This is a genomic window from Nodosilinea sp. FACHB-131 (genome assembly GCF_014695395.1).
GTDB lineage: Bacteria > Cyanobacteriota > Cyanobacteriia > Phormidesmidales > Phormidesmidaceae > Nodosilinea.
Window position 1 is genome coordinate 186124 of record NZ_JACJOF010000027.1, and the last position, 24251, is coordinate 210374.

Sequence of the window (24251 nt, forward strand, 5' to 3'; positions counted from 1 at the left end):
ATCTGGGTGGAGTCTACAGCGATCAAGTCACTGCACTCGGCAGGTTATGGCTCTAGCCAGTATCCTGGCCGAGGGGTAGCCCGGCGACTCGGTTAGCTCCCTGGGTATCTAGGGATTGGCCTGGTGGGCCAGATATCTGTTTCTAACCCCTTTCCTGCAACCGAGGAGATTGTTGACGCCCATGGCGCAATCCCAACCCCACGATTCTTCCTCTGACCGGCACGACCATCAAATTATGGCCCTGTCGCGCATTCTCAAGACGCTACGGGGCAGCACCACCGCCGAAGAAGCGGTAACCCTGGCCCTCGACCATGTGCGCCAGGAGATGGATTTTGAAGTGGCCTGGGTCGGCCTGTACGATCGCATCAACCACCGCCTGGTTACCAAGGGATGCCACAGCCCCCGGCAGGTGCGATTGATTCGCACCATGATCAACCTCACCCCAGGAGATGTGATGGAGCAGGTGGTAGTGCAGCAGCGCCCCCTCATTGTGGCCGACCTGCAAAACGAAATTCGCGCCGGGGAATGGGGCACGATCGCCAAACAGCTGGCCCTGCAAAGCGCCATCATCTTTCCCATCAAGCGTCAGGACGTGTGCTTTGGCCTGCTGGTGCTGGCGTCTTCTGAGTGGGGCAAGAGTGCCTCCCTGGGGGAGCGCTCCTACCTGGCCATTGTCATGGGAGAACTGGCTGAGGCGCTGCACCAGTTTGAGTCTGAGCAGCAGCGGCAGCAGGCCAAGCGCCTTGAGCAACCGCTGCTGGCTCTAATTGGCCGCCTGGGCACCTTGCCCGATATCGATAGCCAGCTCAAGGAGGTAGTGCGCGAAACCCAGCGGTTTGTGGCACCCCAGCGCACCCGCGTTTTTTGGTTTGAACCCAAGGGCAACTACTTTTGGCAGCGCACACCAGGGCTAGCCAACCGCCCTGCATCGGTCGAGGACGAGCGATCGCTGCACATTGCCGTCGATGAGGTGCGCGGTCTCTACCAGGCCCTTTGTAACCAGCAGCTCGTGGTGGTGGGTGAAAGCCGGGGCGCGCTCAAAACCATCATCTCCGATCGCCTAATGCAGCAGCTCAAGGCTGAATCTCTGATGATTGCCCCCATTAGCCGCCAAGGCGACCTGATGGGCTTTGTCTCGGTAGAGGGCACCACCCCTCGCATTTGGAAAGAGCCCGAAAAGCAGTTTTTGATTGGCGCGGCGCAATTGCTCACCGTGGCGCTACCTGCCGCCACCGCCAGAGAAACCGTACGCCAAACTGAGCTCGATCAGCATCTCACCACCGGCGTTATCCAGGGTATCCATGGTGATGTCGATTGGCACCACACCCTACAAACTTGCTTTGAAGTACTGCAAGACCGACTGAGCATTCAGCAATTTTTTGTGCTGCTGTTTAACCCCGATCGCAACGGCTACGATCTCTGCTTTCAAAGCCAGGCTGGCCGGCATCGAGGGGTGCCGATGCTGTGGCCCTGCCTCGACGATATCGACTGGCAAATGCTCGAGCGCAGCCCCTCAGCTATTACCATTGACAACCTCTCCCACGATCTCAAGCTCATGGCCTGGCGACCTTCCCTGCTAGAGCTGGGTGCCCAGGCGGTGCTGGTGGGCAATGTGGCCCCCGGCAACGCCCCCGAGGGCATGGTGCTGATCTGCGACACCATGAGCCGCCAGTGGACTACTACTGAGCAGTCCCTGTTTGAGGCCGTAGCCCGACAGATTGGCGTGATTTTGCACCAGTGGCAGCTCCAGCGCCAGCTCGACCAGCAGCAGCATATCTACGAATCAATTCAGTGGGGCTTGCAGGCGCTGCACAAAGGGCTACACCCCGACCAGCTTGAGCAAACTACCCTCCAGCACGTCATGCAGTTGCTGCACGGGTCGGCAGTGCTGCTGCTCAGCTGGCAGCCCGGTAGCCTCACCGCTACCGTCACTCAATTTGTCAGTCAAGATACCAGCGTCAGCATTAAGAGCAACCATCCAATTCCGGTGGGGTCCGATGCCGTGATCAATTGGGCGCTCCAAACCGACGGCATGCTGCCCCTGACGGTCAATGAGTTGCCCACCGAAACAACCGACTGGTTCATCGCGCCCTTGGGCAGCCGCCTGCTCATTACCGCCTTAAGAACAGCTCCATCCCATGTGGTTACCGGCGTAGTAGTCGCTGTATCACCCGCCCACCGGCAGTGGGCTAACCACCACCTCACTATCTTTAAGCTGCTCACCAGTCAGCTAGCCTGGTCGCGACGGCACTTGGCCCTGACGGCAATGCTGACTCAGCAGCGCCAGGATCTCGAAAATCTCAACTGGTACAAACACCACCGCCTGGAGGATCTCTACCGAGTGCTAGGGCAGACGACCCAAAATCTTGCCCAGCTTCAGGTTAAGGACACGGCGATCGCAGGTGAGCTTCAGCTGCTCCACGATCAGCTGGCCGCCGTGATGGAAAACGCTGAAACTCTTTTACTAGGTGAACGCTGGCAGCTACACCAGCAGCACCAGACCATGCCATTAATCAGTTTGCTCAACCGCCTGATTGAGCGGGTCAACCCGATTTTGGAGGCCCGTCAGCTTTGGTCTAAGGTGCACAACGAGAGCAACGTCGTGCTGGGCGGCGACATGCTCAAGCTAGAGCTGATTCTCTACGAGGTCATGGCGGCGGCATGCAACCGCTCTCCGGTGGGAGGCCGCATTGACCTCTGGTGCCGAGTGCTCAACCTTGACTGGGTCGAGCTGTCGGTAACCGACGACGGTCAGTGCTCACCGCACCTGCTCGAAGAACTTAACCAGCTCAATCCTGCCGACGTGCTGGCCCCCTCGGCTCTAGATGGTCCACCGGGGCTGCATCTGGCCATTTGCAAACTGCTGATTACTCAGCTGGGGGGCGAAATCAGCTTTTCGATCCTTGACGATGGCCGCACCCACAGCCGGTTGCTGCTGCCCCTCGCCGCCTACCATGAGCTGCATACAGCCAAGCCACAGCTCAATTCGGTCATGCCTACCGAAGCCAGCTCCACGAGCCCAACCTGATCTAATTTGGCAAAATTGGGTGCTTAATGATACCCATTAAAGCAATATCCTTCCTTGTCCTTAAAAGCGAAGGATTCACGGCCGATGGCGCTAATACCTATGCGTGTATCAGAGGTCTAGACAAACCGATCGCCAAGAATGCCTGAGGCTTTAAAGCTAAGGGGGTCAAGGATAGGGCATATCCTTGACCCCCTTAAACCCTATACCTTCAACCCTCAGTTCTGCACAGTGTCGGCGATAGGGCTCACAGCTACCTGTGCACCATGGCTCTGTAACATGGGGGTCTGAATCACCGCGTTGTTAGCAATGGTAAACAAAGGGTTCGACAAAATACCCGCTAGAGACGTGGCCACTACCGCCAAAATCAAACTCACCTGCATGGGACGCAGACCAGGCAGATCCCAGCGAATAGCGGGGTAGTTCTTCACCGCATCAGACATTTCCTGGGGTTCTTTAACCACCATCATCTTGATGACGCGGATGTAGTAGTAGATGGAGATTACGCTGGTCACCAAACCTACCAGCACCAGACCGTAGGCACCAGCCTGCCAACCCGCCCAAAAGATGTAGATTTTGCCAAAGAATCCAGCCATGGGTGGAATGCCCCCCAGGGAGAGAAGGCAAATGCTGAGCCCCAGAGTGAGCAGGGGATCTTTTTGGTATAGGCCACCGTACTCACTGATTTGGTCAGTGCCCGTGCGCAGCGAGAACAAGATCACGCAGGTGAAGCCGCCCAGGTTCATGAACAGGTAGACCAGCAGGTAGTAGAGCATGCTGGCGTAGCCGGCGTCGGTGTCTACCACCAGACCAATCATCAAAAATCCGGCCTGGCCGATGGAGGAGTAGGCCAGCAGGCGCTTCATGCTGGTTTGAGCCAGGGCCACCACGTTGCCCAGCACCATGCTGAGAATTGCCAGGGCGGTGAAGACAAAGTGCCACTGCTCCGACACCAGCGGAAAGGCAGTAACCAGCAGACGAATGGCGAGGGCGAAGCCAGCGGTCTTGGAACCCACCGACAGAAAAGCTACCACTGGGGTTGGAGAGCCTTCGTAAACGTCGGGAGTCCACTGGTGGAAGGGAACGGCGGCGATTTTAAAGGCAATACCAGCAATCACGAACACCAGAGCAACCACTAGGCCAATGGGGGCCTGAGTGCCATCACCGACGATGTTAGTGGCGATCGCATCCAACCGAGTCTCGCCCCCCGAAAGACCGTACAGCAGAGACGAACCGTAGAGGAAGATGGCTGAACTCGCCGCCCCAATCAACAGGTACTTGAGCGCCGCCTCATTGGAGCGGGGATCGCGCTTCATGTAGCCGGTCAGCAGGTATGACGAAATACTGAGGGTCTCAAGGGCGACAAAAATCATCACCAGCTCGCTGGCTCCCGAGAGAAACATGCCCCCCAAGGTGGCGGTGAGCAAAATCACCAGAAATTCGGCCAGGGAGGTACCCGACTGCTCGACGTAGCGAATGGCCATGGGCACCGTCACTACCGCTGAGAGGGCGATAATGCCGCGGAACACAATGCTCAAATCGTCGGCGTTAAAAGCCCCTAAGAAGCCCACAGGGTTGGCCATCGACCACTGCACCACGAGGGCGGCGGTGGCCCCCAGCCCTCCGGCCATGGCCGCGTAGGGAGTCCAGGAGGAAGAGGAGCGACCCTGGATCAGATCGCCGACCAAAATCACCAAGATCGTGACTAGCAGAACGGCCTCTGGCCAGATAGTGCCAGCGTTGAGCTGTGCCCCGAGGTTGACGAGATCCATGGCTTTTTCCCGCAAGATTATTTTTTACCGTACCAGGTCACCTGTACAGTGACCAGGGGCTAAGACTCAATGATCATCCTCAGGTTGACGATCACCCGTTGCCCCAATTCCACTCAACGTGCGAGGGAATTGATGGCATGCCCTGGGCCGATGGTAACGCGATCGCCGCCCCTCGACCAGAGAACTTTTCCTGCGCCCTATCCTAAGCTTCAAAATTGAGTAGGGCTGGACGATAGCTAAGGGAATGATCTATTTATGTAGCTTATGGTTGATTCGCTCAACCCTAAGTCCTGCTGAAGGCTGCCAATGATTAAGTTTTCATGGCTAAAGACCCCAGCAGTTCGGTAGGTGTGCAGTACAGTGTTGATCATCTGGCCACCACACCTGCGCCGCAAACTATTTAAATAGGTTTGCCAAAACCCGCTATAAAGCTGTAGGTTACCGAGCCCGCCCGCGATTGCTAACGATTATCACCGAAGCGCCAGCAGACCTATGTCAACCCTTGTCATTGTCGAGTCACCCACCAAGGCTAAAACGATTCGCAACTACCTGCCGTCGGGGTACCGGGTTGAGGCGTCTATGGGGCACGTGCGCGACCTGCCGCGATCGGCCAGCGAGATTCCTGCTAACGTCAAGGGCGAGAAGTGGGCTCAGCTAGGAGTTAATCCAGAGGATGATTTCGCGCCGCTGTACATCGTGCCCAGCGACAAGAAAAAGGTGGTTAAAACCCTCAAAGACGCCCTCAAACAGGCCGACGAACTGCTGCTGGCCACTGACGAAGACCGCGAGGGCGAAAGCATTAGCTGGCACCTGCTCCAGGTGCTAAACCCCAAGGTGCCAACCCGGCGCATGGTGTTCCACGAAATTACCCAAGAGGCGATTCAGGCCTCCCTTAACAACTGCCGCGACATCGACAGCCAGCTGGTCCATGCCCAGGAGACCCGCCGCATCCTCGATCGCCTAGTGGGCTACACCCTCTCGCCCCTGCTGTGGAAGAAGATTGCTGGCGGTCTGTCCGCTGGTCGGGTGCAGTCGGTGGCGGTCAAGGTAGTGGTCAAGCGCGAGCAAGAACGCCGCGCTTTCCGCCGAGGCTCCTACTGGGATCTCAAGGCCAGCCTGCTCAAGGATAAGAACGCCTTTGAGGCCAAGCTTTACTCCCTCGGCGGCACCCGCCTAGCCAACGGCAGCGACTTTGACGAAGCCACCGGTCGCGTAGCCGAAGGCCGCGACGTGGTGCTGCTCGACGAAACCCAGGCCCGTGAGCTGCAAACTCGCCTCCAGTCGGGTCTATGGACCGTCAGCAACCTGGAAGAGCGGCCCAACAACCGCAAACCCGCCCCACCGTTTACCACCTCGACCCTCCAGCAGGAGGCCAACCGCAAGCTCAGGCTCTCGGCTCGCGACACCATGCGAGTGGCCCAAAACCTCTACGAGCAGGGCTACATCACCTACATGCGTACTGACTCGGTGCACCTGTCGGAGCAGGCGATCGCCGCCGCCCGCGCCTGTGTCACCACCAAGTACGGCACCGACTACCTCAGTCCTAAACCTCGCCAGTACGCCACCAAATCAAAGGGTGCCCAGGAGGCCCACGAGGCCATTCGCCCTGCTGGCAGCACCTTTAGAACTCCTAAGGAAACGGGGTTAACTGGGCGCGAAGCCTCCCTCTACGACCTGATCTGGAAGCGCACTGTGGCCAGTCAGATGGCCGAGGCCCGTCAAACCAACATCACCGCCTCCATTGAGGTCGAAAACGCTATCTTCCGCGCCACGGGCAAGCGCATCGACTTTCCCGGCTTCTTTCGAGCCTATGTGGAGGGTTCTGACGACCCCGATGCGGCGATCGAAGACCAAGAGGTGCTGCTGCCTGCCCTAGCCACGGGCGATGCCCTCAGCTGTACGGATTTGGAGGCGATCGGCCACGAAACCCAGCCCCCGGCTCGCTACACCGAGGCCACCCTGGTTAAAGTGCTTGAAAGTGAGGGCATTGGCCGCCCCAGTACCTACGCCACCGTGATCAGCACGATCATCGATCGCGGCTACGTCAACCTGGTCAATAACAGCCTGATCCCCACCTTCACGGCCTTTGCGGTGACCGAGCTGCTAGAGCAAAACTTCCCCGACCTGGTGGATGTGCACTTTACCGCCCGCATGGAGCAGACCCTCGACGACATTTCCACGGGCGAAGTCGAATGGCTACCCTACCTCAAGGCGTTTTACTCCGGGGACCAGGGCCTAGAAACTCTGGTGCAGGAGCGCGAAACTCAGATCGACCCTACCGCCGCCCGCACGGTGCTGCTTGACGATCTCGATGCCAAAATCCGCATCGGTCGCTATGGCCCCTACGTCGAAATTGGCACTGGCGAGGAGTCGGTAAAGGCCTCCATTCCCGCTGATGTGCCCCCCGCTGACCTTGATGGCGAGCAGATTGAGCGCATTATCAAGCAGAAGGTCGAAGGCCCTGACAAAGTAGGTTTGCACCCCGATACTGGGGAGCCGATCTTTCTACGCATTGGCCCCTACGGCCCCTATGTACAGCTCGGCGAACCCAGCGACGACAACCCCAACCCCAAACGGGCCTCGCTGCCCAAGGGTACCCAGCTTGAGGCTGTCACCCTGGAGATGGCGGTGGGGCTGCTACAGCTTCCCCGTAACCTGGGTGCCCATCCAGAAACGGGCAAGTCCATTAAGGCCGGACAGGGCCGCTTTGGCCCCTACATTGTCCACGACCAGGGCAAAGAGGGCCGTGACTATCGTTCCCTCAAGGGCGACGACGACGTGCTCACCGTCACCCTTGAGCGCGCTCTGGAACTGCTGGCTCAGCCCAAGGCTGGGCGCGGCCGCAAGAAGGTCGATCCACTCAAAGAGCTGGGTGCCCACCCCGATGACAATGAGCAGGTAGCGGTGTTTAACGGCCCCTACGGCCTTTACGTTAAACACGGCAAGGTCAATGCTTCGGTGCCCGAAGGGGTCGAGGTCGAGGCCGTCACCCTAGAGGAGGCTCTCAGCTGGATCAACGCTAAGGCATCGACCAAAAAGGGCAAGGGGGGCAAGGGCAAAGCAGCCACCTCGCGCACCACCAAGACAGCGGCAGCCAGCAAAGCTAGCGGGGCGAAGAAAACGACCAAAGCCACTACCGCCAAGTCGTCTACGGATACCAAGGCTACTGGCACGAAAAAGTCCGCGGCCTCAAAAACCACTAAGACGACAACCCGGCGATCGCCCACCAAGTCTGCGTCTAAAAAAGCCGACTCAGCTCCTGAAGCCGACGCTTAACTATGGCAACTAACAAAACCGGCAGAGATTTAATCAATCTCTGCCGGTTTTGTTGGTGATGGTGCCAGCTTTAAGGATGAACTCAACGCTTCAGGCTACGCTGGCAAGCGTTAGTAAACCACTCCCCGGTAGCGGCGCACGGTACTACCATCAGCCAGTTTCTCATCGATAACCGAGGGCTTGGGCAGTGCGCTCGACTTAACGGCGGGCGGGGGTGCAAACGACTCTTTGGCAGCCTTGCGAGATAACCCATTGCCTAGGGCGCGGAGACCAGAGGTGACCCAATCGACATCGTTTAGAAGATCGGGGGTCGCAGACGGGCTTGCTGGGCCGCTGGACGCATTTGGAGACGGCTTAGCACCAGTCAGGGCAAGCCCTGTACCTTTAGCCTGAGCACGCGCTGGACGACTGGCGAGAGTCCCGGTGGCTTGGGTAGTACCCAACTGACGACGAATATTGAGCAGCACCGTGAGCAGCGCCTTCTCGTTGAGAAAGGGGTAGTCAAGGCTGGTCAAAATGCGTTTGACATTGTTAGTGGCACCGCTCATTAAGGTGTCACGGTCAAAGCCGCAGAGAAAGTCGGTTGCTCCCTGCTGCTTGGCCCAGCGCCGCTCGGTATCGGAAATGTGAAGCTCACGACACCGGGTCAGAAAAATCTGCATAGTGGGGAAGGTGGCGCGGCACCAGCGGCAAAACTCGTAGGGGTTGAGCTCCGCTGCTTCGGTATCCAACACAATGACATCGGGCAAAGTCAGCCCGGCGCTGGCAATTTGGCTGATGCAGTCGGCTAGGTCACCCTTAGCGGGTTCTAGAATGACGGCCAGCTTTTGGGACTTTAGCAGCGCCTGCCACATGAGCCCCTGCAAGCGGTTCGATTGAACAATAAAGGCCAGCTTCTGTGGTGCATCCACGGTGTGTAAAATCCCCTAAACGTGTGTCCAAAAATTAATTTCTAAAGTCTTGACTATGTTTGCCTCGGTTCAGGCCAAGCGCCAAATATCAAGCCAAAAAAGCCCTATTCTTGCCACCTCAGGCCGTGTCTAGCTGGGGCAAGCTAGCTAAAGCTGAATGTCAAAATCGGTTTGCTGGGGCTCTAGAGTCAACACCCTGGCGATTCGCGAAGCGATTCCTGGTGGAATCGCAGCCCCAAACGGAGTTCAGGTGGCGTAATCAGGACTATTCAATAAATGTACGGGCGGCTTGTCTCTCAAAAAAGACAACCGTGCTACATAATCAAAAGATTTGTGGAAAACGAGGCTCAACCGGCCATAGTCTTCAGCAAACAGACCACACCTAGCGCAGGTTAAGCGTAACGCTGCTTGGCGGGCTCGAGCCGTTCGCCCTGGCGAGCGGCCATGTTTAGGCCCAAAACGGCATCGGGTCGATAGGCGCAAACAAAGGTTTCAAACTGGTCGACTAGCGTTGGGTCGCGCCAGCCCCGCTCTACTTCCTGGCGCATGATCTGGAGCGATTCTTCTATAGAGAAGGCGGGTTTGTAGGGGCGATCGTGGGTGAGCGCGTCAAAAATGTCGATCAGCTGAAAAATCTGGGCCAGTCGTGGAATAGCCGCCCCAGCCAAACCATCGGGGTAGCCGCTGCCGTTCCACCGCTCGTGGTGGTGACGAATGATTGGCAGTACTCCCTGCATGGTGCGTAAAGGACAGCAGATGGTCTCGCCGATGGCGACATGCTGCTCCATGATGGTGCGCTCGGCCACGCTGAGAGGGCCAGTTTTGAGCAGCACAGCATCGGGGATGCCCACCTTACCAATGTCGTGCAGGTAGCCCGCCCAAGCGAGATCGCGAATGTGGCTTGGGCAAAGCCCTAGGTATTCGCCAAAGGCACGCCCGAGGCTGACCAAGCGATCGCAGTGATCCCCCGTGTTTGGATCGCGGCTCTCGATGGTGCGGGCGATGGAGAACAACACCTTTTCGGCATGGTCGAGATCTTCATTGAGGCGCTTTTGGTGAATCAGCGACTTGACTCGGGCCGAAAGTTCGAGCTGGTCGAAGGGCTTAGTTAAAAAGTCGTCGCCCCCCGCTTCGATGCCTTGCAGCCGGGCTTCGCGATCGCCCAAGGCCGTGACAAACACCACCGGAATCAGCCGCGTGTTGTCGTTCTCTTTAAGCTGGCGACACACCTCAAACCCGTCTAGGCCGGGCATCATCACGTCCAGTAAGATCAAGTCAGGCTGGTGCTGCAAGACTCGGCTCAGGGCGCTCTGCCCGCAGCTTGCCTGCTCCACCTGATAGCCATCGATTGACAACAGCGCTACGGCAGCCATGCGGCTGGGGGCGTGGTCGTCGACCACAAGCACACGGGGTGGTAGAGGGTTTCGGTAGGGCACAGCAAAAACCTTAAGAATGGCAACAACCGATCAACAAAGCTAACTACAGCCTATCGGGGAGATAGTTTTTTTTCATACGGGGGCAGCCACCGCTTGCGCCAGCGCGACGTTGGTACTAAGTTTGACGCAGCCTGATCCTGCTGGCGGCGCTGCCGAATGGCTTCAGCGCTGGCGCTCAGGGTAGGGTCGCGGTAGGGGACTGCGGCCCGAGTCAGCAAATGCTCCTGTTCTTGCAGCGACAGCGGCATTAGGCCCTCAGGGTTTACCTGAGCCAGAGTACCCGGCCAGCGGCGGCCAACAGCATTCACCGGCCCAATAGAGAGCCCCGCCAGCTGAAAGGCCACCCGCACCGCAGCAGCGGCGGAATAGGTGACCAGGCGACCCTGGGGGTGCAGACAGGCTGCTACCCGCTCAATAAACTCCACCGTCCACAACTCAGGACAGTGGGGCGGCGAAAACGGGTCAAAGAAAATCACGTCAGCTTTAAACCCCGACGAGGCGATCGCTTGAATGCGCTGGCGGGCGTCGCCCCACATTAGGGTGGCATCGAGCCCAGGACGGGTCGATTGGCCAGTAGCGGCCAGTTCCCGCAGGCAGGTTTGCACGGTTGTGGGCCACCCATGAATCAACCCGGCCTCTACAGCCTGGCGGGGTACGCGAGCATCGAGCTCTAGGGCCACCAACCGCACCTGGCAGGCAGAGTTGACCTGGGCAACAGTGGATAGAGCAGCGGCGGTGTTGTAGCCCAGCCCGTAGCAGACATCCAATATGGTCAGGGTAGGGGCCAAGGCCAGTCTGGCCAGGTCGGTGGCATCTACATAGGTGGTTTTGGCCTCGGTGTAGGCTCCTTCGCGGCTGTGAAACCACTCGCCAAAATCTTCTGAAAACAGCGTCATCGAACCATCGGCGGTGGGTTCTAGAACCAGGGCTCCAGTGGGGAGTGACATGGGCTATTACGCAGGAACTATGGAGAAATGATAGGGCTGACAGGCTCTCAGACAGACTTGGGAGTAAGTTACGGGGCTATTCTGCAAGCGTTAATTTCGTTCCGGCAGCGCCCAGGTTGCTAGCTAGGCTGGAACCAAGGCGACGAGAGAATAAATGTTGATTGGCTTAATTCTAGGGTACTCAAAATTTACCCTCCCCCATTGTCAATGGTTACCGATCGCAATTAAAGCGATAAGGGATTTTGACCCCAAGCCTCGCGGTTTTAAGCGAGAATACCTATAGTTAAGAAACGTTTTAGTTGCTAAACCCCTGGCTTGTATTCCGGGTTGGCAGCACCTAAATTTTGCAGGAGGTTCTCCATGGTTGTAGCGGCACCAGCGCAGAAGCGTCTCACAGTTCAAGTCGAAGGGGTGGCTGACGACACCACCACCATTCGCTCGCTAGACTGGGATCGCGATCGCTTCGACATTGAGTTTGGTCTGCAAAACGGCACCACCTACAACTCCTTCATTATTCGCGGCGAGAAAGTCGCCCTGGTCGATACCTCCCACGCTAAGTTTCGCGAGCTCTATCTCAAAACGCTAACTGGCGAAATCGACCCCAAAACTATCGATTACCTAATCATCAGCCACACCGAGCCCGACCACAGTGGCCTGGTGCGCGACGTGCTGGAGCTGGCTCCCCAGGCGGTGGTGGTAGGGGCTAAGGTGGCGATCGCCTTTCTTGAAGACCTGGTGCACCGCCCCTTTGAGCGCCTCGTGGTGAAAAACGGCGACACGTTAGAGCTGGGCAACGGCCACACCCTAGAGTTTATCAGCGCCCCTAACTTGCACTGGCCCGACACCATCTTTACCTACGACCACAAAACCGGCGTGCTGTTTACCTGCGACGCCTTTGGCATGCACTTTTGCAGCGATGCCCCCTATGACGAAAACCTAGAGCTGGTTTCCCCCGATTTTCGCTTTTACTACGAGTGCCTGATGGCCCCCAACGCCAGGTCAGTGCTCGGGGCCATGAAGCGCATGGAAGCCCTACCGCCGGTGAAGATGGTGGCCACAGGACACGGCCCCTTACTGCGCTACAACGTGGCGGAGCTGACCGGCCGCTACCAGCGCTGGAGCCAGGAGAAGACCAAGGCCGAAGACCTGGTGGCGGTGTTCTACGTGTCGGATTACGGGTACAGCGATCGCCTCTCCCAATCCATTGCCCGCGGCATTACCAAAACCGGCGTCGCCGTCGAAATGATGGATATGCGCTCCGCCGACCCTCAGGAGGTCACAGAATTAGTGGGTCGGGCCAAGGGATTAGTCGTCGGCATGCCCCCCGCCTCCGGGGTCGGAGCCAGCGAAACCCAGACCACCCTCGGTACCATTCTGGCGGCGGTGCACGGCAAGCAAACCATTGGGTTATATGAGTCCTACGGCGGCGACGATGAGCCGATCGACCCCCTGGCCAATAAGTTTCAGGATCTAGAGCTGATCCAATCGTTTGTGCCGATTCGCATCAAAGACACCCCCACCGAGGGCACCTATCAGTTCTGCGAAGAGGCCGGTACTGACCTGGGTCAGGGCCTCGCCCAGGCGGGCAAGCTGAAGAAGCTCAAATCCCTCGATGTCGACCTGGAGAAAGCGCTGGGCCGCATCAGCAGCGGGCTGTATATCATCACCGCCAAAAAGGGTCAGGTTTCCAGCGCCATGCTGGCCTCCTGGGTGGCCCAGGTTAGCTTTCAGCCTCTGGGCTTTTCGGTGGCTGTGGCGAAAGACCGTGCCATTGAGTCCCTGATGCAGGTGGGTGATACCTTTGTGCTCAACATTCTCGAAGAGGGCAAGCACCTGGGCCTGATGAAGCATTTCCTCAAGCGGTTTGCCCCCGGTGCCGATCGCTTTGCCGGAGTGCGCACCCGCCCCGCCAACAACGGCTCGCCCCTGCTGGCCGACGCCCTGGCCTACGTGGAGTGCGAAGTCACCAGCCGCATGGAGGTGAGCGACCACTGGATTGTCTACTGCACGGTGCAGGACGGCAAGGTGTCTGACCCCGATGGCCAGACCGCTATCCACCACCGCAAGGTTGGAAACTACTACTAAGCCGAGCTGGTAGGGGCCAGGACAGGCAGAATGCCTATCCCACAAGAGCTGGAAGATATTCAAACTTTTGTGGGATAGCCATCCCGGCTGTCTACCGTCATGGGCAGCACCAGCAGTAGGGTGGGCACTGCCCACCACCAGTTGCGCCATAAAAAGCAAAGCTCTCCCAATGGTCTGGAAGGTGAATTACAGGACTTTGTATTGCTTGGCAACAACTTAAGGTGGGCAGTGCCCACCCTACGGTTCTGGTTCTGGCGGTTAGATTCCCCAGAAAGGGCAGCCAGGGAAAATCAACAATGCTGTAGGGTAGGTAAGCGCGCCTGCCCAGCTAAAGTTTGGGTCAATGCCGTTAGCGCCAACGCATTTTACGAGTATTTAGAGCTTGCCCCTTCCTTCCTTTGCCGCTATTACCACTACCCCAGCAGGGTTAAAAGTTCTGCTGCCGTTGGCGTCTGCTCTCCCGGCTACAGTTTGGGTTCCCTCCGATTTGGCTACTGAAGCTGAATCCTATGGCTTAGCGGTTCAGGTCTATGATGGCCCGCTCAAAGCCGCGATCGCAGCCCTCTGGCCCACCCAGGACGGACTCATCTTTGCCCTAGCGACTGGGGCGGTAGTACGCCTGATTGCTCCCTTGCTGGCCGACAAAACCACCGACCCTGCGGTGGTGGTAGTGGCTGAAACGGGCGTCCAGGTGATTAGTCTCTGCGGCGGCCACCAGGGCGGCGCGGATGCTCTGACCCATCGGATCGCCCTGCTGCTGGGGGTAGAGCCCGTGATTACTGGATCCGCTTCGACCCACGGGCTGCCGGGGGTGGATGTGCTGGGAGTGCCTTTTGGTTGGAGCAAGGGCAGCGGCGACTGGACGGGGGTGAGTGCCGCTCTGGCCCACAGCAAAACCGTCGAGGTGCTGCAAGACTGCGGCACCACCCTCTGGCAAGACCACCTGCCTCCGACCCATCCCTTTGTCTTTGAGTCGGTCCGCAACCCGGCTGCTCGGCTGTGGATCAGTCCAATTCAGCGACAGTTTGCTCCCGAAAGCGATTTTCCTAAAGCCCAGTGGCACCCAAGAGTGCTGTGGGTGGGGATCGGCTGCGAACGAGGTACACCCCAGGCGGTGATTGAGGCAGCGATCGCACGGGTTTGCCGAGCCGGGCACTTTGCCTGGGGAGCGATCGCCGGCCTCGCCAGCCTCGACCTCAAAGCTGACGAAGTGGGGTTAGTAGCCCTCTGCCAAGACCATCATTGGCCCCTGCGCTGCTTTACCGCGGAAGAACTGAAAACCATCCCCGTCCCCAACCCGTCCACAGTGGTGGAAGCGGCGGTACAGACTCCCAGCGTGGCGGAGGCCGCCGCGATGTTGGCGGCGGGGGGCGATCTGCGGGTGACCAAGCAGGTGGTACGGGTGGAGGGGCAGCCGGGGGCGGTGACGGTGGCGATCGCCCAAGCCGAGCGAGAATATATCCCCCGCGCTGGGCATCTAGCGCTGGTGGGCACCGGTCCTGGTGATTTGAATCAGATTACGCCTGCGGCTAAGGGGGCGATCGCTAAAGCCGACGTGGTCATCGGCTACGGCCTCTATATTGACCAAATTCGCCCTCTTTGTCGGCCTGGTCAGATTGTTGAACCCTGGCCCATCACCCAAGAGCGCCAGCGGGCCGATCGCGCCATTGATCTGGCCCGTTGGGGCCTGAGTGTAGCCGTGGTGTCCTCCGGTGACTGCGGCATCTACGGCATGGCCGGGCTGGTGCTAGAGCAGCTCCAGGGCACCGGCTGGGATGGCGAAACGCCCTCAGTGGAGGTGTTTCCCGGCATTTCAGCCCTCCAATCTGCCGCGGCTCGGGTAGGAGCACCGCTGATGCACGACTTCTGCGCCATTAGCCTCAGCGACCTGCTCACCCCCTGGCCGGTGATTGTCAAGCGGCTAGAGGCAGCGGCCCAGGCCGACTTTGTGGTGGCGCTCTACAACCCCAAGTCAAAAACCCGCACCGAGCAGATCGCGGCCGCCCACAGCATCTTTATGGCCTACCGATCGCCGAATACGCCGGTAGCAGTAGTGAAGTCGGTCTACCGCCCCGACGAGATGATTCACCGCACGACGTTGGCCAACTTGCTAGAGGCCCCCATCGACATGCTGACGGTAGTGCTGATCGGCAACCAGAGCACCCAGCGCCACGGCCCCTGGCTGATTACGCCCCGTGGCTACAACGGCAATTTATAAAAAATGAAGACAGAAGCGCGAAGAATGAAAAATTATCCTCGCTAGCTGAAACCTTGGCGAGTTGGGTGGTCTTAACCGAGACTTCACCGGCTAACAGAGCAGGCCGTTTGGCACAAATGCCGCATCGTTAGAGTACCCGCAGAGGTGAGGCTGCCCAAGCCAGTCTGTGATTAGTATTGGGAAGGGTGCCGATAGTCCCTTCACTTCCACCGAGGAGGTTGACGATGCCGTCTGAGGATCTGACCTCTGCTTCCCGTGACCCCGAGGTGACCGCAACGCTGATCAGCGGTCTCAGCGCCTATGGGCGACTCTATGGCTTGCCCAATTCACCCGAGCAGGTTCAGGGTCTGCTCGGCACCCTGTTACGGCTATATCTGCCCGAAGAGTCCGCCGCTCTGATTGACGCCATAGCTCAACGGGTGCTCGATGGGCTCACCGCTGACGATCTCAAAAATGCCATTGTCGATCGCGCTACCAGTGCTTTAGCGAAAGAAACCTACCGCTGGCAGCAGCATCTGGAGCAAGAGGCTCAGAATGTTCTCGCGGCCTACGTGCAGCGCTATAGGCCCAATCTCACCCCAGACAGGTTAAGGACGATAGTCACCTCGGTCATGCCGCTGCTGAGCAGAGCGATCGCTGACCATCGGCCCCTAACTCGTTCAGAAGCCCTGGGCCTGATCAGCCAGATTGTGCAGTCCTTTGATGTCGATGGTGCGATCGCCGCCGCTGTCGATCCCGCCTACTTGGCGATCGCTCAAACCCTAGCCACCGCCCTAGCTCAGCAACCCATGGCCGAGGCGGTAGGTGAAACCGTTAGCGCTTACGTCAAAAGCCACGCCCCGACCTTAATCAATGTCGGGGCCGATCTGATTGCTCTAGCTCTGAGTGCGGTGCTGAAAAATCAGGTTGATTTCAACATTGACACCCAGCTCAGCGTCATCGATGAAAAACTGCTGATTGAGCAGGTCAGTTTTCAGCTGAATATTTTGCAGCAGTCGCCGCCGCCCTCGAAGGCCGCCTGGGCGATCGCAGACCAGGTGAACGCCGCCGTCGAGCAGTACCGGCAAGACCGCCAACACGAGGGCAGCGTCGATGTCACCGTGGGCCTAGTCAGTGAGGATGGCCTCTCTATTTCCAGTCCGCTGACCTCCACCCGCCAACCGGGCGATCGCCACCCCACCGACTCATCGGCTTTAGAATAATTTGGCGTCTGTCCGCAGTGCCCCTAGGCTGTGCCATAGCTCCCCACTGTGCAGCCAACCCACATAGCCTGAGTACAGGCAGTCATTCTCAGCAGAGGCCAAAAACACGTGGTGAATGCCAAAGGGGCTGAGCCAGAGGCGAATACTGGTGCCGTCGGCGAAGGTGTGCCAGGGAGTAGCCCGGGCAAAGTCGCGTCGGTGGGCATCGGTCATACCGGGTATCTGACGCAGCTGCTCCACCAGGGAATGGGGGAATAGCGGATCACTCAGGCTGTCACCCTTCCAAAACTGTTGAATCTGCGCCACCACGCGTGGGTGACAGCGCAGGGCCGCGTGGCTAATACCCCCCAGACAAACAAATTGGCCGTTGGGCACCCGTGTACTCTCAACCGTGATGGTGCCATCGCTGCCCCTATCCACATCGCCTGCGATCGATAGGGTGGTGATGGCGGCAGCGAGTCGGGCGGCTAGGGGGCGGCGATCGCGCCCCAGGTCAGCGGCAATGCCAACTCCCATCTTCAGCGGATCCAGAATGCGGCCCAGGTCTGCCCCGCCCACCGGAGAGCCCACCAGCGTCAAAAACTCTACCCTGGGCCACCAGTCGGGATGGCGATTGAGCACCTCCAACCAAATCAAGCCCCCCATTGAGTGACCCACAATTCGTACCGGCAGGCTGGGCTGACGCGCCAGGGTCGCCGTAGCTAGCGCATCGACCTCATCCACCAGCGGGGCAATCCGCAGCCAGGTCATGGCGTAGTTGAGGCAGGGAGCTACAATTTGCGCGCGATCGCCCGCTAGCTGCTCCGCCAGGGTCATCATTGACTGATTAGTGTCGGCCCAGCCGTGCTGGGCAAAGAGAATGTAGTCTCCGGACATGGACGGTTCTAGGCAACTTCTTTCCGAGCGGCTGCGGCTGCCCCTAGCAGCGAAGCCCCGCTAAACAATAGGCTAACGCCAACATAAAAGCCAATTAGCCAAAGCGAGCTAAACGGCCAGCGATTGATGACCAAAATCCCTAGAATCAGCGTGATGATGCCATTGATAGCCACAAACCACGACATGGTGCGCCCAGCTCGGTAGGTAAACGCCATCACGATGGTAAAAATGCCTTCGGCAATAAACAATAGGCCAAAAGCCAGTGTTAGCGCCGCCGTCGCTTTCGCTAAATTAAACAAAATATAGAGCCCCGCCACCACATAGAGCAGGCCCGCCCCCAAGCTTAACCCTAGCGCCCTGACCGCTCGCGCCTGAAACGCTTGCACAACCTGCAAAATTCCGCTGACTACGGCTATCCACCCAATAGCGGAGGTAAAAATAGCGGAGGCGATCGCCGGCATTAAAACTGCCAAAATACCTAAAACAATCAGACCTACGCTGAGGGCCATGACCCAGCTCGTTGCTGTTTTAATCTCAGTACTCGGTTGAGTGTCCATAGTCATAACAGCGCCTCGTTGAATAGGATCTGCTGGTTAAAAAGGTTGACCGTACTCTAGTTGAACACCCGCATTTCGCACCGTCCGCATTCCTCACCGCATAGATTCCACGACGACTAGGTTGCCGGTTCAGCAACCTTATACCCTACTTCTGCGGCGCACCGCTATCTCTCGCTAGACCAGACTTTAACCTCCCATGTCAGCCCGTTCATCTAATCTATGACCTACCCTCGCAACTTAGTAACCGCCGATTGGCTAGCCCAGCACCTGGATGACCCCAAAGTTGTGGTCGCCGACTGTCGCTTTGCCCTAGCCCATGCCGAGCAGGGGCAGCAGCAGTATGCCGCTGGCCACATTCCTAACGCCTGGTACCTAGACCTCAATCGAGACCTATCCAGTCCGGTGCAGCGCCACGGGGGTCGCCACCCGCTGCCAGATTGGGATAATTTCAGCCAGCGGCTCACAACGATGGGGGTAGAGTCTGACGGCCCAGAGCCTACCCTCGTCGTCGCCTACGACGATAGCCGTTTTGCCTTTGCTTCGCGCCTCTGGTGGCTGCTGCGCTACCTGGGCCACGACAATGTAGCCGTGCTCGATGGCGGCTGGTCAGGCTGGGTCGAAGGCGGCTATCCCACCAGTACCGAGATCCCTGCATCTCGACTGGGCAACTTTGTGCCCGCGCCGCGTCAAGATTGGGTTGTGGATGTAGAGACGGTGCGCGATCGCCCGGAGGGAACGCTGCTGATCGATTCGCGATCGCCCGACCGCTATCGGGGCGAGGTCGAACCCATCGACCCAGTAGCAGGCAGCATTCCCGGCGCTGTGAACTACTTCTGGCAAGATGTTTCTGCCGAGAACGGCCAAATGAAACCCGCCGATGAGCTCAGCCAACACTGGGCCAGCTTGAACGATGCCAATGAGGTGATCGTCTACTGCGGCTCAGGGGTAACGGCCTGCGTCAATCTGCTAGCTCAAACCGTGGCGGGCCGACCCATGGCTAAGCTCTACCCTGGCGGCTGGAGCGACTGGTGCTCCTATCTCTAGAGACTGGGTGCGGCTGAGGGCGGGGCTTTTTAGTCCTGCTGGAGGGGGATTGCCGGGGTGGCATCTTCCTCAGAGGCAGCCTCCGTAGAGATACTGCTCTGGGCCTCTAATTCAGCAACGGTAGGCATTTTGCCATTGCCTAAATGAGCTGATTCAATACTGGCGCTCTCTGCGACGCGCTTCGAGAAGCCCCAAGCAAACACGAGGGCAATCACCAGCACCATCGTCCACTCTGGGGGCACTAGATTGTCGTCAATCACCCGCACCAGCAGACGAACACCCACAAATCCCACGGTGATAAAGCCGGCGTCTTCTAAGTGCTCAAACTCATCCAGCCAGCGGATAAACAGCCCCGCCATGAACCGCAGGGTGATGATGCCAATGGTGCCGCCCAGCAAAATCACCAGTACGTCCTTAGAGAGGGCTAGGGCGGTGGTGACGCTATCTAGCGAAAAAGCCAGATCGGTGAAGGCAATGACTGGAATCGCCTGCAAAACGGTGGCAAATCTCGGGGCGTGGTGCTGGGCTGCGTCGTCGCTGGCAGCGGTGAAGTGCTTATACACCAGCCACAGCAGGTAGGCCGCTCCCATCACTTCAAACTGCCAGAACTGAAGCACCCAGCCCGCTGTCAAAATTAGCCCGACCCGCAGAACAAAGGCGATCAGCAACCCAAAGTTGAGCGCCCGGCGCTGCATAGCTTCGCTCTCTAGGCCTTGGGCGATCGCGGCCAGGGCGATCGCATTGTCGGCCGACAGCACCGCCTCCAGGGCAATGAGCACCGGCAGCAACAGTAGGGTATCGACCCCAAAGTTATTAGAGATATCGAGTAATCGGTCTAGCATTAGCTCAGTTCAGCCGCCTAGAGTAGCAATCAAAATAGTTCAGGGTAAAGGCACCGGCTGATTAGCCTGCCCGACCCACGGTCGCACGCCATTGGGGGAGTTCCCTCGCCGCCCTCAAGCAGGCCAGCGTCACAATGGCTTCAGTCTAACGTGCCCTACTTCCTTAGAATAGTACGGTTACCATCCACCCGCAGGGGAGACCGCCCGAGTGCTAAGTTCACTGCTGACGCAATTTCGCCAACAGTATCCCCAGGGCAGCCTGACGTCGGATTTGCTCACTATCCACGACGGACTGTATGTAGTGCGGGTCTGCGCTGGAGTAGACAATCTGATTCTGGCCAGCGGGCTAGGGGCAAATACTGCCCTAGAGATGGCTGAAGATATAGCCACCACCCGTGCCCTAGAGCGCCTGAGCTTGACGGGTGAACTGCCCAGCCTGCCCCTCCCCATCGAAGTCGATAGGGTTGAGCCTCCTGAGGCAGCGATCGCCAAGCCCAGCCCAGGCTTAGCCAACCTGGAGGCGATCGCCCCTCCCAACCAACCCAAGGGAGAGCCCTTGCCAACGACTCATCCAGAACTCGCCCCACCGCCGCTCAGTCTGGTTCCCCCCGTTTTAGACCAGGGAAATATCTTAGAGCAACCGGCTGCCGAGCTGCCCTTAGCGGTCGTGGCGGCTCCAACCCTGCCCCCACCAGTCGCCCCATTTCAGGTAGATCTGCCCGCTACCATCGAGGCCCCGGCTGACGAGTTGGTGGATCTAGGCGTAGAACCGGCAGCGGTCGATTTATCGGACATCATTGCCCAAACCGATGTAGAACTTCAGCGGTTGGGCTGGGGGGTTGCCCAGGGGCGTGAGTTTTTGAAGAAAACCTACGGCAAGCTATCGCGTCACGACCTCACCGACGAAGAACTGCTGGAGTTCTTGCTGTTCTTAGAAACCCAATCCCCACGTGGCAACACTTAACCCCCAAGGCATCAAGCCCCAGGGGTTAGAGAGATTTACATCGCTGTCAGCGGGCGGGAACCGACGGAGGTGCGATCAATCACCTGATCGATGAGACCGTACTCCACCGCTTCTTGAGGGCTCATAAAGAAGTCGCGCTCGGTGTCTTGGGCAATTTTATCGATTGACTGACCGGTGTTTTTGGCGATCGCATCGTTCAGCTGCTTCTTCAGGTAGAGAATCTCTTTCGCCTGAATCTCAATATCAGTAGCCTGACCCTGGGCACCGCCTAAGGGTTGGTGAATCATAATCCGGGAGTTGGGCAGACTCATGCGCTTGCCCTTTTCGCCTGCGGTAAGCAAAAACGCCCCCATACTGGCCGCCAGCCCCACGCAAATGGTGCAGATCTGAGGCCGAATGTGGTTCATGGTGTCATAGATGCCCAAGCCCGCCGATACAGACCCACCGGGGGAGTTGATATAGAGATAAATATCTTTGTCGGGGTCTTCGGCTTCAAGAAACAGCATCTGGGCCACAATCAGGTTGGCCGAATCGGCCGTGACCTCTTGACCCAGAAAAATAATACGCTCCCGCAAAAGTCGGGAATAAATGTCAAACGCGCGCTCGCCACGCCCGGATTGCTCAATAACGGTTGGGATCATCGTGATAAGCCACTTTGTACGGGTTTATTTGATTTTAGCGAGTTGTGTTCCCCAGGGGGGCGGCAGATTGGAGGGATAGCCGAATCAGGGTTTGTTATCCTGACAACCATATCCCTTTCCAGGCGCAGCCATGGCCGTTAGCGTTGATCGAATTTTGCGGTGGAAGCAGACAGGCGCACCAGCTCAACCCATTACCGTGCTAACCGCCTGGGATGTGATGTCGGGACAAATTGTTGACCAGGCCGGGGCCGACATTGTGCTGGTAGGCGATTCGTTGGCGATGGTCGCCCTAGGCTACGACACCACCCTGCCGCTGACCACTGAGGACATGCTGATCTGCGCCAAGGCGGTGCGGCGGGGGGTCAAAAATGCACTGCTGGTAGTCGATCTACCCTTTCTGAGCTATCAGACCAGCGTTGAGGACGCCGTTCGCGCCTCAGGGCAGATGCTGAAGGAAGCCGGAGCCCAGGCAGTAAAGCTAGAGGGCGGCCACGCTGGTGTAGTTGAGACCGTGCGCCGACTGGTGCAGTGGGGCATTCCGGTGATGGGCCACGTGGGGCTGACGCCCCAGTCGATCAACCAGTTTGGCGGTTTTCGCAAGCAGGGCAAAACTGAGGCCGAGGCCGATCGCATTCTTTCCGAAGCCAAAGCCCTAGAGCAGGCCGGAGCGTTTTCCATCGTTTTAGAGCATATTCCTACCGAACTAGCCCGCGATATTACTAAGGCGCTGCGCATTCCTACCATTGGCATTGGCGCTGGGGTGCACTGCGACGGCCAGGTGCTGGTCACTGCCGACGTCCTCGGGCTGTCAGCCTGGCAGCCGCCCTTTGCAAAAGTCTACGCCAACCTCAGGCAGCAGGCCGTTGAAGCCGCCCAGCAGTTTTGTACCGAGGTGCGATCGGGGCAGTACCCCGCATGAGCGATCGCGGCAATACTCTGCATGAAGTATCTGGGTAGTACCTTATATAGAGTATCGAGACAGTCCGCCAGGTGAAATTCCGTTAAGCTATAAACGCTAGCAACTGGCACAGAGACGATTTATTACGGTTGATACCCTCGCTATGACCACAACTCTTCAATTTAAGTACGACGTCAAGGATATTTCCCTGGCAACCCAGGGTAAACAGCGGATTGAGTGGGCTGGGCGTGAGATGCCCGTGCTCCGTCAGATTCAAGACCGCTTTGCCAAGGAAAAGCCCTTGGCGGGCATTCGCATTTCGGCCTGCTGCCACGTCACTACTGAGACAGCTCATTTGGCGATCGCCCTCAAGAATGGCGGCGCTGACGCCGTGCTCATTGCTAGCAACCCCCTCTCGACTCAAGATGACGTTGCGGCTAGCCTAGTGGCCGACTACGGCATTCCCGTGTTTGCTCTACGCGGCGAAGACAACGCCACCTACCACCGCCACGTGCAAACCGCCCTTGACCACCGCCCCAACATCATCATTGATGATGGTAGTGACGTAGTCGCTACCCTGGTGCAAACCCGCCAAGAACAGCTCGCCGACATCATTGGCACTACCGAAGAGACCACTACCGGCATTGTCCGCCTGCGGGCTATGTTCAACGACGGGGTGCTCAGCTTCCCCGCTATGAACGTCAATGACGCCGACACCAAACACTTCTTCGACAACCGTTACGGCACGGGTCAATCGACCTTAGACGGCATTATTCGCGCTACCAACGTACTGCTGGCGGGCAAAACTGTTGTTGTGGCCGGCTACGGCTGGTGCGGCAAAGGTACTGCTATGCGAGCCAAGGGCATGGGGGCGAACGTCATCGTCACCGAAATTGATCCAGTGCGCGCCATTGAGGCAGTTATGGACGGCTTTCGGGTGATGCCTATGGCTGAGGCTGCTACCGTAGGCGACCTATTTATTACCGTCACTGGCAACAAGCATGTCATTCGTCGCGAGCATTTTGAGGCGATGAAAGATGGCGCCATGGTGTGCAACTCTGGCCACTTCGACATCGAAATTGACCTCGAATCGCTGGGTGCGATGGCCAGCGAAGTCAAGCAGGTGCGCAATTTTACCCAACAGTACATGCTCACCAGCGGCAAGTCGGTGATTGTGCTAGGTGAAGGCCGCCTGGTTAATCTGGCCGCCGCCGAAGGCCACCCCAGCGCCGTTATGGACATGAGCTTTGCCAACCAGGCCATGGCCTGTGAGTACCTGGTGAAGAACCGGGGTTCCCTCGAACCCGGTCTGCACTCCATCCCCGTTGAGGTAGATAAGGAGATTGCTCGCCTGAAGCTGGTCGCCATGGGTATCGAAGTCGATAGCCTGACCCCTGAGCAAGAGATCTACATCAATTCTTGGACTGTTGGCACCTAATACGAAATCCGTCTTGAGAGACCCCGGTTCAAAATAGGGCTCTCGTAGGGCATTGCAGTGCAATGCCCCTACAAACCGGGTGTAACTAAATGGGATTTGGTATAAACCATTGTCTTCCC

At 58.2% G+C, this 24251-nt stretch carries 16 protein-coding genes and 1 pseudogene; 9 read left to right on the plus strand and 8 right to left on the minus strand.

The window, feature by feature from the left end:
• The first annotated feature begins 181 nt into the window (after nucleotides 1–181).
• Nucleotides 182–3028 carry a GAF domain-containing protein gene (locus tag H6F75_RS17275; protein ID WP_190753697.1) on the plus strand — a complete coding sequence of 949 codons (2847 nt, stop codon included), beginning with the start codon at nucleotides 182–184 and terminating at the stop codon, nucleotides 3026–3028.
• Between the two features lie 257 nt (nucleotides 3029–3285).
• Here H6F75_RS17275 and H6F75_RS17280 read toward each other — a convergent pair.
• Nucleotides 3286–4797, minus strand: a pseudogene (locus tag H6F75_RS17280) (NAD(P)H-quinone oxidoreductase subunit N); the annotation flags it as partial.
• A gap of 492 nt (nucleotides 4798–5289) precedes the next feature.
• Between H6F75_RS17280 and topA the strand changes: the two are divergent.
• Complete coding sequence (gene topA, locus H6F75_RS17285; protein ID WP_190753699.1) at nucleotides 5290–8073, plus strand: type I DNA topoisomerase; 2784 nt, start codon at nucleotides 5290–5292, stop codon at nucleotides 8071–8073.
• Between the two features lie 110 nt (nucleotides 8074–8183).
• On the opposite strand, the gene H6F75_RS17290 is transcribed toward topA, so the two are convergent.
• From H6F75_RS17290 to H6F75_RS17300, 3 genes are all read right to left on the minus strand, one after another.
• A complete protein-coding gene (locus H6F75_RS17290) occupies nucleotides 8184–8984 on the minus strand; it encodes a hypothetical protein (protein ID WP_190753700.1) in 801 nt (266 codons plus the stop codon).
• A gap of 392 nt (nucleotides 8985–9376) precedes the next feature.
• Nucleotides 9377–10420, minus strand: a complete 1044-nt coding sequence (locus H6F75_RS28860; protein ID WP_347710669.1) for an HD domain-containing phosphohydrolase — start codon at nucleotides 10418–10420, stop codon at nucleotides 9377–9379.
• Nucleotides 10421–10470: 50 nt separating this feature from the next.
• Complete coding sequence (locus H6F75_RS17300; protein ID WP_190753701.1) at nucleotides 10471–11367, minus strand: MnmC family methyltransferase; 897 nt, start codon at nucleotides 11365–11367, stop codon at nucleotides 10471–10473.
• A gap of 360 nt (nucleotides 11368–11727) precedes the next feature.
• Here H6F75_RS17300 and H6F75_RS17305 point away from each other — a divergent pair, with 360 nt between their 5' ends.
• The 3 genes from H6F75_RS17305 to H6F75_RS17315 all read left to right on the plus strand — a co-directional run bounded on the left by H6F75_RS17305 (nucleotide 11728) and on the right by H6F75_RS17315 (nucleotide 16872).
• Nucleotides 11728–13452 carry a diflavin flavoprotein gene (locus H6F75_RS17305; RefSeq protein ID WP_190753702.1) on the plus strand — a complete coding sequence of 575 codons (1725 nt, stop codon included), beginning with the start codon at nucleotides 11728–11730 and terminating at the stop codon, nucleotides 13450–13452.
• Between the two features lie 382 nt (nucleotides 13453–13834).
• Complete coding sequence (cobJ, locus tag H6F75_RS17310) at nucleotides 13835–15670, plus strand: precorrin-3B C(17)-methyltransferase (protein ID WP_190753703.1); 1836 nt, start codon at nucleotides 13835–13837, stop codon at nucleotides 15668–15670.
• Between the two features lie 224 nt (nucleotides 15671–15894).
• The gene (locus H6F75_RS17315; RefSeq protein WP_190753704.1) at nucleotides 15895–16872 is read left to right on the plus strand and encodes a hypothetical protein; all 978 of its coding nucleotides are present in this window, start codon (nucleotides 15895–15897) and stop codon (nucleotides 16870–16872) included.
• Here the strand turns inward: H6F75_RS17315 and H6F75_RS17320 are convergent.
• On the minus strand, nucleotides 16864–17748 hold the full coding sequence (locus H6F75_RS17320) for an alpha/beta hydrolase (RefSeq protein WP_190753705.1): 885 nt from the start codon (nucleotides 17746–17748) through the stop codon (nucleotides 16864–16866). The genes H6F75_RS17315 and H6F75_RS17320 overlap by 9 nt on opposite strands.
• 8 nt (nucleotides 17749–17756) lie before the next feature.
• The gene (locus H6F75_RS17325; protein WP_242020081.1) at nucleotides 17757–18305 is read right to left on the minus strand and encodes a DUF308 domain-containing protein; all 549 of its coding nucleotides are present in this window, start codon (nucleotides 18303–18305) and stop codon (nucleotides 17757–17759) included.
• Between the two features lie 219 nt (nucleotides 18306–18524).
• On the opposite strand from H6F75_RS17325, the gene H6F75_RS17330 reads away from it, so the two are divergent.
• Nucleotides 18525–19349, plus strand: a complete 825-nt coding sequence (locus H6F75_RS17330) for a sulfurtransferase (protein WP_190753707.1) — start codon at nucleotides 18525–18527, stop codon at nucleotides 19347–19349.
• A gap of 29 nt (nucleotides 19350–19378) precedes the next feature.
• Here H6F75_RS17330 and H6F75_RS17335 read toward each other — a convergent pair whose 3' ends face one another.
• Nucleotides 19379–20191: a DUF475 domain-containing protein gene (locus H6F75_RS17335; protein WP_190753708.1), complete on the minus strand. Its 813-nt coding sequence runs from the start codon at nucleotides 20189–20191 to the stop codon at nucleotides 19379–19381.
• Nucleotides 20192–20399: 208 nt separating this feature from the next.
• Between H6F75_RS17335 and H6F75_RS17340 the strand changes: the two genes are divergently transcribed.
• Nucleotides 20400–21155, plus strand: a complete 756-nt coding sequence (locus H6F75_RS17340) for a hypothetical protein (protein WP_190753709.1) — start codon at nucleotides 20400–20402, stop codon at nucleotides 21153–21155.
• Nucleotides 21156–21190: 35 nt separating this feature from the next.
• On the opposite strand, the gene clpP is transcribed toward H6F75_RS17340, so the two are convergent.
• A complete protein-coding gene (clpP, locus tag H6F75_RS17345) occupies nucleotides 21191–21796 on the minus strand; it encodes an ATP-dependent Clp endopeptidase proteolytic subunit ClpP (protein WP_073608017.1) in 606 nt (201 codons plus the stop codon).
• 130 nt (nucleotides 21797–21926) lie between these two features.
• On the opposite strand from clpP, the gene panB reads away from it, so the two are divergent.
• On the plus strand, nucleotides 21927–22715 hold the full coding sequence (panB, locus tag H6F75_RS17350; protein WP_190753710.1) for a 3-methyl-2-oxobutanoate hydroxymethyltransferase: 789 nt from the start codon (nucleotides 21927–21929) through the stop codon (nucleotides 22713–22715).
• 142 nt (nucleotides 22716–22857) lie between these two features.
• The gene (gene ahcY / locus H6F75_RS17355; protein ID WP_190753711.1) at nucleotides 22858–24132 is read left to right on the plus strand and encodes an adenosylhomocysteinase; all 1275 of its coding nucleotides are present in this window, start codon (nucleotides 22858–22860) and stop codon (nucleotides 24130–24132) included.
• Nucleotides 24133–24251 lie beyond the last annotated feature (119 nt).

What these genes read in the sequence shown, in the direction of transcription:
- H6F75_RS17275 (WP_190753697.1), top strand. Translation starts at nt 182, where the DNA reads ATGGCGCAATCCCAACCCCACGATTCTTCCTCTGACCGGCACGACCAT.
- topA (WP_190753699.1), top strand. Translation starts at nt 5,290, where the DNA reads ATGTCAACCCTTGTCATTGTCGAGTCACCCACCAAGGCTAAAACGATT.
- H6F75_RS17300 (WP_190753701.1), bottom strand. Translation starts at nt 11,367, where the DNA reads ATGTCACTCCCCACTGGAGCCCTGGTTCTAGAACCCACCGCCGATGGT.
- H6F75_RS17305 (WP_190753702.1), top strand. Translation starts at nt 11,728, where the DNA reads ATGGTTGTAGCGGCACCAGCGCAGAAGCGTCTCACAGTTCAAGTCGAA.
- H6F75_RS17315 (WP_190753704.1), top strand. Translation starts at nt 15,895, where the DNA reads ATGCCGTCTGAGGATCTGACCTCTGCTTCCCGTGACCCCGAGGTGACC.
- H6F75_RS17320 (WP_190753705.1), bottom strand. Translation starts at nt 17,748, where the DNA reads ATGTCCGGAGACTACATTCTCTTTGCCCAGCACGGCTGGGCCGACACT.
- H6F75_RS17325 (WP_242020081.1), bottom strand. Translation starts at nt 18,305, where the DNA reads ATGGACACTCAACCGAGTACTGAGATTAAAACAGCAACGAGCTGGGTC.
- H6F75_RS17330 (WP_190753707.1), top strand. Translation starts at nt 18,525, where the DNA reads ATGACCTACCCTCGCAACTTAGTAACCGCCGATTGGCTAGCCCAGCAC.
- H6F75_RS17335 (WP_190753708.1), bottom strand. Translation starts at nt 20,191, where the DNA reads ATGCTAGACCGATTACTCGATATCTCTAATAACTTTGGGGTCGATACC.
- clpP (WP_073608017.1), bottom strand. Translation starts at nt 21,796, where the DNA reads ATGATCCCAACCGTTATTGAGCAATCCGGGCGTGGCGAGCGCGCGTTT.
- panB (WP_190753710.1), top strand. Translation starts at nt 21,927, where the DNA reads ATGGCCGTTAGCGTTGATCGAATTTTGCGGTGGAAGCAGACAGGCGCA.
- ahcY (WP_190753711.1), top strand. Translation starts at nt 22,858, where the DNA reads ATGACCACAACTCTTCAATTTAAGTACGACGTCAAGGATATTTCCCTG.